The sequence below is a fragment of the Streptomyces sp. NRRL S-495 genome (assembly GCF_000966955.1).
Lineage (GTDB): Bacteria > Actinomycetota > Actinomycetes > Streptomycetales > Streptomycetaceae > Kitasatospora > Kitasatospora purpeofusca.
In genome coordinates this window covers 1-314 of the sequence record NZ_JZWY01000041.1, presented here as the reverse complement: position 1 = coordinate 314, position 314 = coordinate 1, and the positions used below count along the sequence as shown (strand labels likewise).

The window sequence follows — 314 nt, the reverse complement described above, 5'->3', positions numbered from 1 at the left end:
GGGTGTAGCGGGCGAGCGCGAAGTCACTGGCGCCGACCGACGCCGTGGAGCCGACGGCGACGATCGCGCCGCCGGGCTGCACCGCGACGCCGTAGGCGATCTCGCCGCCGCCGAAGTCGGTGGTGACCTTGCCGTCGGTGTCGAAGCCGCCGTCGAGGTTGCCGGCGCTGTTGTAGCGGGCCAGCGCGAAGTCGTTGCCGGTGTACCCGGCGGCGACGATCTTCCCATCGGGCTGCAGGGCCACCGCGTGGGCGAACTCGACGCCGCCGAACGTGGTGGCGACCTTGCCGTCGCTGCTGAAGCCGGTGTCGAGG

The 314-nt window shown here is 72.6% G+C and carries 1 protein-coding gene; it reads right to left on the bottom strand.

Annotated features, from left to right (window positions below):
* On the bottom strand, positions 1–314 hold a 314-nt coding region (locus VR45_RS03705; protein WP_045938230.1), incomplete at both ends, for a delta-60 repeat domain-containing protein.